At 45.7% G+C, this 10,349-nt stretch carries 6 protein-coding genes; 5 read left to right on the top strand and 1 reads right to left on the bottom strand.

The genetic code is table 11. The features are described 5' to 3' along the window. The 3 genes from A4R26_RS29290 to A4R26_RS29280 form a co-directional block, all read left to right on the top strand. On the top strand, nt 1-1,961 hold a 1,961-nt coding region (locus A4R26_RS29290), incomplete at its 5' end, for a T9SS type B sorting domain-containing protein (protein ID WP_133054819.1). 12 nt (nt 1,962-1,973) lie between these two features. After that, a complete protein-coding gene (locus A4R26_RS29285; protein ID WP_081170091.1) occupies nt 1,974-2,984 on the top strand; it encodes a PorP/SprF family type IX secretion system membrane protein in 1,011 nt (336 codons plus the stop codon). A 318-nt stretch (nt 2,985-3,302) separates the two neighbouring features. Beyond that, nucleotides 3,303-6,545 carry an AsmA family protein gene (locus A4R26_RS29280; protein WP_081170090.1) on the top strand — a complete coding sequence of 1,081 codons (3,243 nt, stop codon included), beginning with the start codon at nt 3,303-3,305 and terminating at the stop codon, nt 6,543-6,545. A gap of 102 nt (nt 6,546-6,647) precedes the next feature. Here the strand turns inward: A4R26_RS29280 and A4R26_RS29275 are convergent, their stop codons facing one another. Beyond that, a complete protein-coding gene (locus A4R26_RS29275; RefSeq protein WP_081170089.1) occupies nt 6,648-8,042 on the bottom strand; it encodes a TlpA family protein disulfide reductase in 1,395 nt (464 codons plus the stop codon). A gap of 230 nt (nt 8,043-8,272) precedes the next feature. Between A4R26_RS29275 and A4R26_RS29270 the strand changes: the two genes are divergently transcribed. Continuing rightward, nucleotides 8,273-8,893, top strand: coding sequence for an RNA polymerase sigma factor (locus A4R26_RS29270; RefSeq protein WP_081170088.1), 621 nt, complete (start codon nt 8,273-8,275; stop codon nt 8,891-8,893). Between the two features lie 161 nt (nt 8,894-9,054). Further along, complete coding sequence (locus tag A4R26_RS29265; protein ID WP_165760462.1) at nt 9,055-10,035, top strand: FecR family protein; 981 nt, start codon at nt 9,055-9,057, stop codon at nt 10,033-10,035. Nucleotides 10,036-10,349 lie beyond the last annotated feature (314 nt).

The raw sequence follows: 10,349 nt of genomic DNA, 5'->3' as shown, positions 1-10,349 counted from the left end.
CGACCACCGCCACTATCTGTATCAACCAATTACCGTACAGTTGGAATGGCATCAATATTACCGCCGCTGGTACGTACAGCGATACCCTCGCCAGCAGCAATGGCTGTGACTCTATCAGCACCCTCATTCTGACTGTAAATGATGTTCTCAGCGATACAACCACTGCCACCATTTGCACCAACCAGTTACCATATAGTTGGAATGGCTTGAACATTACTGCCGCCGGCACCTACAGTGACACGCTCACCAGCGCAGGCGGTTGTGACTCTATCACCAACTTAATCTTAACAGTAAACAACATATTAAGAGACACTACACCAACCACCATTTGCGCTAACCAGCTTCCATACACATGGAATGGCACTACCATTACCGCCGCCGGCACCTACAGCGACACGCTCACCAGCATCGGTGGCTGTGACTCTATCACCAACTTAATACTAACCGTAAACAACATATTAAGAGACACTACAAGCACCTCCATTTGTACCAACCAATTGCCATATAGTTGGAATGGCTTGAACATTACTGCCGCCGGCACCTACAGTGACACGCTCACCAGCGCAGGCGGTTGTGATTCCATCATCAACCTCATCCTTACCGTTAGTCCAACCCTCAATTCCAGCCAAACCGTAACCATCTGTCCCAACCAATTACCATACACCTGGAATGGTACCACCATCAACACCGCAGGCACCTACAGCGACACCCTCACCAGCACCGCTGGCTGCGATTCTATTATCACACTTATCCTGAATATACAACCATCAACATCCACAACTGAAAATATCTCAACCTGCCAAACAACCTATAAATTACCAAACGGCGTTATAGCCACCGCCAGCGGCGCTTACACCTCAACCTTTACCAACCGGGCAGGTTGCGACAGCATCATTGTCACCAACCTCACCTTGCTGTCGTCTCCTAATCTGGTTATCAATGACCCGGCCCCGGGTTGTAACCAGACAACAATAGATCTTACCGCCCCGGCAATTACCGCCGGCAGCGATGCAGGTCTTACCTATACTTATTTCACCGATGCTGCAGCTACCCAGCCAGTCGCAGCTCCAAAAGCAATTGCTACCAGCGGCACGTATTATATCAAAGCAACAAACGCCGCCGGATGCGCTACTATCAAACCGGTATCCATTCAATTTACCCAACCGCCAACGGCCTCTATTACCGGTACCAACGTTTGTCCGGGCCAAAAAGCCAAACTAACCGTTAACCTTTCCGGTAAAGCACCGTTTGCTATTACCTATAACAATGGATCAACCAGTCAAACCATTGTTGGTATTACCTCTTCAACCTACCAGTTTGAAGTAACACCAACAGCCGCCACGACATACACCATTACCAGCGTTTCTGACGCCCTGTGTACAAACAGCGCTATAAATGCTGCAGCCAGCGTAAACATCCTCCAGCCACCGCCTTCGATCCGGTACAGAGAAGTAGTAACCGGGGTTAACACACCAACAACATTGAGGGCCCGCCCGCTTACAGGTAATTACGCTTATAAGTGGACTCCGGCAACCGGCCTCAGCAAGAGCGATATTATGAACCCTGTATTCAACTATGGACAACGAATGGATTACCTCATCTTTATAGACGATGGCAGCGGCTGTATAATCGTTGATACCCAAACTGTAAAAGTGATCGCCAGAACCCAGGTAAATGAACCGCCAAACTTATGGGTGCCCACCGCCTGGTCGCCGCATAACAAAGACGGACATAACGACTTCCTCTATCCGTTCCATGTAAATATTGTCGAACTGCGGTACTTCAGGGTATTTAACCGTTGGGGCGAGCTGGTATTTGAAACAAAGACACTGGATCATGGCTGGGATGGCATCTATAAAGGCGTACAACAGGTTATGGATACTTATACCTGGACGGTAGAAGCCGTTGGTAACGATGGAACCGTATTCAAAAAAGCAGGTAATGCAATGTTATTACGATAAAAAATTTGCGTTATGAAACATCTAATTTGTAAAGCAGTCGTGTTGTGGATATTGATCCCGGGCTTCGCATGTGCCCAGGACCCAAGTTTCTCGCAATTCTTTTCATCTCCATTAAACATAAACCCGGGCCTCACCGCAAACATCAATAGCAAATGGCGGCTGGTCACCAATTTCCGCGATCAGTGGATCGGTCCCGCCAGTCCATATGCTACCGGCACCGTTTCATTCGATAGTAAGATCATGAAAGACAAACTGCCCGAAACCAGCGTGCTTGGCTTAGGCGGCATGCTTATGTATGACTACGCCCAGGCAGGCATTCACAGAAGTATCTATGGCTCATTAAACGTGTCGTACAATATCACTTTGTCTGATTATTCAGGCGATCACCGCCTCGGAATAGGAGTGGGGGGCATTGCTGCCAGCAAACGTATAGAATTTCACCGGCTCATATATCCCGAACAATTTGTTGGAAATGGTTTTAACACCAGTTTGCCAACAGGTGAAGCTGCCCTCTCGAACATGAAACCGTATATTTCTTCCAGCGCAGGCGCAACTTATAGTTATACAAACGACAGATCCAATTTCGATATGGGCGTTGCCGTTTTTCATTTGAACCAGCCCAAGCAAACCGTGCTCGACGATCCCAATAAATACCTCGCCATGCGCAAAGTGGTTCATGCAAATTTTGAAACCTACCTCAATGACGCTGTACTGATAAATACCAACGGTATTTACCAGGAACAATCAAAAGCCAGCTATTTTTCCGTAGGTGGCGCACTGGGATTCTTTATAAATGAAACCGGGGAAGACCAGATACTTTACACCGGTGTCTGGTACTGGTCGAAAAATGCCATAATTCCCTACGTAGGCCTTAAATATAAAAACATGCAGTTTGGAGTTACGTACGACATAACAGTTTCAAAACTCAGTGAGGCCGAACAAAAACCAAAAACATTTGAACTCTCATTCATCATCAGGGGCGACGATCATAAAGACGGCGTCATCTGGTGCCCATGGAAATAGTCCCTGCTTCATCGTTCATTTTACTGCTTCCCGCACAAAACATCACCAGCCCAATGCTTGTTCCAAACAGGCCGAGCCGGCGGCGGAACAAACATTACAGTTTATGAAATATTAGCATAAAAGCGGGTACACATGTATAATTTTTGTCACCCAACGCTGTTTAACGTCTTTTCGTATACTTTATGTCCTCGTTATTTCGTTAATAACACTGCCGTTTGAAATGTTAATTCAATGGTATGCCGTAGATTTTTGAGAATCAACATTTATTTTTGCACCGGCATTGTCCAAAACGACTGAAACCCCAAACCAATTTGTCCAATGAAAAGCAAGAAGCGTAAAAGGCTTGTTCGTTTTCTGTTAATACCGGTAATTGTACTGGTTGTTTTGATAGGTGTGGCATTTACAATCTTGCTTACCCAGCAACAACGACTGGTAAAACTGGCTGTTAAAGAGTTCAACAAAAAACTTCCCGGCACTATCTTAATCGACGGCAGCAACATCTCATTTGATAATTTTCCGTATATCTCCATCCGGCTGAACAATGTGCAATTCTATGCTACCAAAAGTATCAAAGAGAAGCCCCTGTTCAAAGCCGAAAAACTATTTGCCGGTTTTAGCTTACCCGATATCCTGAAACAGCATTACAATGTAAAGGTGATCGGCGTTAAGAACGGCCACCTCGATATGGTGCAGGATAAAAACGGACAACTGAATATTGTAGAGGCCAGCCGCATAGCGCCCGATACAACCGCCAAAACCGACACCACCGAAGCAGTGCTGAAGCTCGATATTAAAAAGATCGTGCTGAAGAATATGGCGGTTTCCTTTCTTGATAAACAAAGCGGAAGTCACGTAACCACGCAAATCGGGCGTATTCAGTCATCAGTTCAAAACGACAGCCTGAAAATAAGCGCCGGCCTTACAGGTAAACTGATGGTTGATTATACCAGCCCCGGCAATACAGCATTGCTCCGCCAAAAACACCTGGAAACGGATTTTGCACTTACTTACGAAAAAAACACCGAACTGCTCACCGTAAATAAAGGAAAACTGAAGATTGAAGATGCCGTCTTCAACATTACCGGAAATTACAGCCTGAAAAAGGATAACAATGCTATCGACATAAAATTCGCCGGCGACAAACCCGATCTGCAGCAACTGTTTGCTTTCGTTCCGCAATCGGTAACCAAAGAACTGAAGCATTTTCGCTATGACGGGCACGTAAATTTTGAAGGTTCGGTAAAAGGTAGTCTGGCCGGTGGACAAATGCCACGAATAGACGTTCACTTCGGCTGCGCTGAGGCCTGGTTGCACAATTCTGAATCGGATAAACGACTCGATTCCCTTGCGTTCAGGGGTTATTATACCAATGGCGATGGAAAAGACCTTACGACTTCCGAACTGCACCTGCTGGGCATGCATGCCCGCCCGGGCTCCGGCATTTTCGATGCCAACTTCGTGATGCGGAATTTCGAAAATCCCAAAATGCTCATGCAGGTAAATTCTCAACTGGAGCTCGAATTCATTGGCGCCTTCCTTGGGATAAAAGACCTGCAACGGCTTACCGGGCAGATCAGTCTTAAAATGAATTTTAAAGAACTGGTCGATATCAGTATGCCCGAACAATCGATGGGGCGGCTTACCGAGGGTATTCAAAGCGAACTTACCGTACGCAACCTCACTTTCCGTATCCCCAATTATCCTTATAATATAGAGCGGCTGAACCTGCATGCCAACATGAAAAATGGTTATGTAAAGCTCGACTCGCTGGCATGTAATATCGGGCAATCCGATTTTTATATAAATGGCTCACTGAGCGATCTGCCTGCTATCTTCCACCATCAAAGCAAACCGGTAATAGCAACAGTGAATGCGCGTAGCCGTAAAATGATCCTGCGCGAACTGCTGAATATCGATACCACTAAAAGCCGCAGAGGCAGGGAAGAAATTTATGGGTTCACCATTGGCGCCTCGCTCACAACCTCGGTGAAAGAGTTGTTAAATCCAAAACCTTTGCCTAAAGGACTTTTGAAGATCGAACACCTCAATGCTGCCTTTAAAAGATATCCGCACGCATTTAAAGAATTTGGGGCGGAACTTACGATCGCCGATACGATGCTGCGGTTGAAAAACTTCGGCGGCCACATCGACAGTACCGACATCCTGTTCAGCGGCCGGGTGAACAATTACGCTTTGTGGTTCGATAAAGTGAAAAAGGGCAGAACCGAGATCGCTTTCGACCTGAAATCAACCCGGCTGGCCCTGCGCGACCTGCTGGGCCGGAAGAGCAGAAAACTGGTGCCGAAAGCCTGGCACGACGAAGTAGCCTCGCACTTATGGCTGCGTTCCAAAACTCAGCTACGGTACGACAGCGTCTTCAAATTTGCCAATGTAAAAATTGCCAATATCTCCGGAAAGCTGGCGAAACATGGCCTTGAGCTCGACAGTATCAAAGGCAATGTGAAATTCAATACCGGTAACTTTATCAAGATCGATACACTGACCGGTAAAATCGGCCGTAGCGATTTTGACCTCAATATGCGGTTATATACCGGAGCCGACAGCGCCAGGAAAATGCGAGAGAACTACCTGAGGTTTTCTTCGCGTTTCCTCGATGTTGACCAGTTGACCAATTACAAATTTACCGGCAGTGAAGAACCGGCAACCGACATAGCGGGCGCCCCTTCAGCAACGCCTGCCGCGCCGGCGCATCCAGTTTCCACGTCAGCGCACGCAAAAGCTTTTAATATTTTCCAGGTGCCTTTCCTGAATTTCAATGCTTCGGTAAGCATTGGAAAAGTAAAGTATCACAGGCTTTGGTTAAAGAACCTCAATACCAATGTTCGCATGTTGGAAACGCATCACCTGTACCTCGATACATTACATGTGGAAGTGGCCCGTGGGGCCATCGACGCCCGCGCGCACTTCAATGGTAATAACCCCGAAAAAATATACCTGCGAAGCCGCATCAAAGTGAACAACGTAGACCTTGAAAAAATGATGCTGAAGCTCGACTATTACGGTCAGGACTATGTGATCAACAAAAACATCAGGGGGCGTTTGACCGGACAGGTAAAAGCGTATATGCGCATACATCCCGATCTTACCCCCATGCTCGATCAGTCGAGGGCCGAGCTCGATGTAAATATCTTCAATGGCGAGCTGATCAATTTTACGCCAATGACGGCCATGTCGGCTTATTTCAAAGACAAAAACATGATGCGGGTGCGCTTCGACACCCTGCACAACGTACTTACGTTTAAAGAGAATACCCTGAACATTCCGGCTATGAACATCAATACCTCTCTGGGTTTCATGGAGCTTTCAGGTACCCAGTCGCTCGACCTGAAAATGGCCTATTATGTGCGCATCCCCTTAAAGATGGTGACCCAGGTCGGCTGGCGTATGCTGTTCAATAAAAAGAAAGAAGAAGTTGATCCCGATCAGGTTGATGCCATCGAATACCGCGATAAAGACAAACGGGTCCGCTTTATGAACCTCACTATTTCGGGCACCCCCGAAGACTATAAAGTGTCACTTGGCAAACCGAAAAAAGCTTAAATAATTAAAGGTTACCCATATAGGTAAGCCTGGCCGCCGACAAAAAAGGTGAGCCGTTCCATAAGAACAGCTCACCTGTACCACTGCGTATGATGGAAGGGCTTACTTACTTTCGGCAATGCCGGCAGCAGCCTTGCTGTTCAGCGTGCTCAACAGCAATTCTTTTAATTCAGGCTGGGAAGGACGCGGCGAATCAACCGTTACGATCTTTCCGTTCTGATCAAATACCAGGAAACGGGGAATGCCCCTGATATCGTAATACTTCGAAAAATCGCTCCAGCCTTTTGCGTACAACTGAATGCCTTTTAGTTCCTCTTTTGCAACAAAGGCCTTCCACTTTTCAAAATCTTTTTCTTCATCTACCGAAATGGAAACAAAGGCAATGTCTTTGTCCCTTAATTCTTCTTCCATTTTTTTAAGATGGGGGATCTGCGCCCTGCAGGGGCCGCACCAGGTGGCCCATACATCAACCAGCACTACTTTACCTTTCAGGCTGGCAAGCGTCACCGTGTTGCCGTTTATATCGGGATAAGAAAAATTGTAAGCCATGTCGCCTTTTTTGAAAGAGCTGACTTTCTTCAACATGCGGAAATACCGTGCCTGCATGGAATCGCTTACCAGGTATTTTTTAAAAGGACCTATTTCAGCTGTAAACGTTTCAAGCGTTTTGTAGCTGCCCATGAAACCTTCTACATAAATACCCCTGATAGTATCATTGCCAAAATAGGGTAGTATGTCTTCGAGTTTCAATTTCACCATTGGGTCGGGCAATTTAACCCTTGTAAAAACATAGTTCGTATACAATCTTACCAGGTCGGTGCCAAAAGCGAAATTCAGGATGGCGCCATCTGCATATTTGTGTGGCTGGTAAACGCCGGCATAGTAAGGCACGAAATCTTCCTTTGCCGGATGTTTTGAATTGGGAGTATACAGGAATTTCAATGCGGCATGTTCTATCTCCGCATCGATACTTTTTTTCATCAGGGCATTGAATGAAGCGTTTGAAGTAATGATCTTCTTTTTAAATGCTTCGGCTTTGGGCAGAAATGCAGTAAGGGTAGGGAAGAAGCTGGTATAAGTAGCTGTGTCCTTCCGTGGAAAAACACTCATTTGCGTAACGGGATAAGAAAGATCGACCCACTCTTTCAGGATCCTGTTCTCGGGCGTAGGTTGCATCAGTTGATACGCATCATCTGCAATAGCGATGTTTATTTTATCGCCCTGCTTCATGTATATGCGCGCAAGCGATCTCCTGTTCTGATCGCTCAGGTAATAGAAACCGCTCTTTATACCGGGTAACGCAAAAGCAAATTCCTGATTTTTATTGAGGCGTGCGGAGGCCAGTTCTATCCTTTCGCCATACATCACATCGAAAATAACAATCGATTGCGCTTTTTCTTTTGTCATTGTTCCCTGAACAATGGTCAGCTTCCCTTGTGCCGATGCGAACAAAGCAGCCAGGAAAAAACTAAGAATAAAGAAAACCCTGATTTTCATTTAATAGTTATTTTAATAATAGTTGTTTGCGTGCAGATCCTATAATTTGCAGCCTGTTTGGTTTACGATCGTTAAAAAAAGCCGCACGATCACCAGCTTAAGGGATAAAGATCTGATGACCAATGCATCGTTCCGCAATAAGATAAACGGGCAGTTGCATTTTTTTACCCCAGGGAAGAAATAAGAGTTTTAAAAATTTTATTTTAATATTGGGCCACTTTTAAGGTTTCATGGACACCAGCCAAAATGAACATACAGAAGAACAAAAGTTATGGGATACCTTTCTGAAAGGGAACGACAAAAGCCTTGAGATCATTTACAGGCGCTATTTTGACGAGTTGTATAATTACGGAAATAAATGGCTTAACGACATTTCTCTCACTGAAGATTCCATCCAGGACCTGTTCGTAAAACTGCTTCGCACCCGGCACAACCTTTCCGGCACTACCTCTATCAAATACTATCTTTTCAGGGCATTCAGGTCAATCGTACTCGACAAACTGAAATCAAAGAACAAGACCGCCTTCCTCGATGAAGCGGGCAGATCGCTTTTTGTGCTTGAGCTGTCGCCCGAAAAGAAAATGATCATGCAGGAAGAAGTTCGCACATTACAGAAACGGTTGTCAAATGCGATGGATGCGCTGACGCCCCGCCAACGGGAAGCGATATTTTTGCGCTATATGGAAGGGTTCTCCTATGAGCAGGTAGCTGAAATGATGGACCTCACAGCCAAAGGCACTTATAAGCTGATGGCCCGCGCCATCGATGCCTTAAAGGAACAAATGAAGGGCACGGCCTGGCATATTTTGGTGCCGGCAGGGCTATTATACCATTTCTCAGATATTTTTTAAAAATGATGGGGTAAAAATGTGAGGTATAGTCGTTTTATCATTTACACTAATCGCCAAACCTCCTAAATTCCCTTTTTGAAGTGTTACAGCTTGCAGGAAGGGCTACGATTTTTATGCCGGATCAGTACGCAAAATATCATCAATACTCGGTTGCCGACTTTATGTTGGACGAAGACTTTCTTCTCTGGATAAAACAACCGGATGCATCGGGCGATGCATTCTGGAATGGACTGGCCCTGGCCCATCCCCATCAGACCGGTAATATTTCCGATGCCAGCAAACTGGCCGCCGCCCTGAACATGCAAAAAGATGTAGTTGCGGAATCTGAAAAAACAAGGATCTGGCAGTCGGTGCTGGCCAAAGCTGCACTCCCGGCCGGTAATGTGGTTGCAATGAGACGTTCCGTTTGGTGGATGGCCGCCGCAGCTATTATCCTCATTATTGGCGGTTTTGTCGCGTACCGTTTCCTGCAAACCGATCTGGAATCGATAAAAACCGCCTGGGGTGAAAAACGATCGGTTACCTTACCCGATGGCAGCCTGGTAGTACTCAATGCCAATTCGCAAATAGCTTTCGACCCGCATCCCCAAAAAAACGCCCCCCGCGAAGTATGGATGCACGGGGAAGCATTTTTCGAAGTGGTGCATAAAAATAGAACGGGTACCCCGGTGCAGGAAGCCGAACGCTTTATTGTGCATTTGCCAAACATGAACGTGGAAGTATTGGGAACTACCTTTACCATCAATACCCGGCGGGAACAGGAACAGGTGGTATTGCAAACCGGCAGCGTGAAAGTACAGGTAACACCGAAACACGAAACCGTATACCTGAAACCCGGCGAATCGATCAGTTATAATAGCGATAAAAAGCAACTTTCGAAAACAACTGCCAACGCCACCGATGCGGCCTTATGGAAAGAAAACCAGTTAAAGTTCGATAATACCCCTTTAAACGAGATCATAAAACTGGTAGAAGATAATTACGGTTACAAAGTGGAAGTCACCGACAGCTCATTATTGACCCGCACTATTGGCGGAACCCTTTCTTCGGAAAATGAACAGATCCTGTTCAAAGCGTTGGAGAATATGCTGGAGGTTAAAATCACCATCACTGGCAAAACGTTAACCATAAGCAGGCAATAAACCGGTTCATTGAATAAGTGATCGTCACAAACATAGCGGCAACAAAAAAACCCCAGTACTGGGGTTTTTGGGTTTAATTATTTGCACTAATAGAGTGTAACCAGCCTTTTCATTGGTATTGGATCAAATCATAAGACATTGGACATATTCATAGAATAATGGATCAACACATAAGATATCGGACAAAACGGGGCCATCTCGAAGGAAGTTCTGGGATGCTCCAGAGCTATTCAAATATAATAACTAATTAAAATAAAGTAAAGTGTTTTATAAAGTTTGTTTTTGAAGTTCCTAACAGATTTATATAAGTATAT

The organism is Niastella populi, assembly GCF_002078015.1.
Taxonomy (GTDB): Bacteria; Bacteroidota; Bacteroidia; order Chitinophagales; family Chitinophagaceae; genus Niastella; species Niastella populi.
The sequence above is the reverse complement of the archived record's forward strand: the minus strand, read 5'-3'. Positions and strand labels throughout refer to the sequence as shown.

Coding starts and splice junctions, on each gene's coding strand:
- A4R26_RS29285 (WP_081170091.1), top strand. CDS start 1,974: ATGAAACATCTAATTTGTAAAGCAGTCGTGTTGTGGATATTGATCCCG.
- A4R26_RS29280 (WP_081170090.1), top strand. CDS start 3,303: ATGAAAAGCAAGAAGCGTAAAAGGCTTGTTCGTTTTCTGTTAATACCG.
- A4R26_RS29275 (WP_081170089.1), bottom strand. CDS start 8,042: ATGAAAATCAGGGTTTTCTTTATTCTTAGTTTTTTCCTGGCTGCTTTG.
- A4R26_RS29270 (WP_081170088.1), top strand. CDS start 8,273: ATGGACACCAGCCAAAATGAACATACAGAAGAACAAAAGTTATGGGAT.
- A4R26_RS29265 (WP_165760462.1), top strand. CDS start 9,055: ATGTTGGACGAAGACTTTCTTCTCTGGATAAAACAACCGGATGCATCG.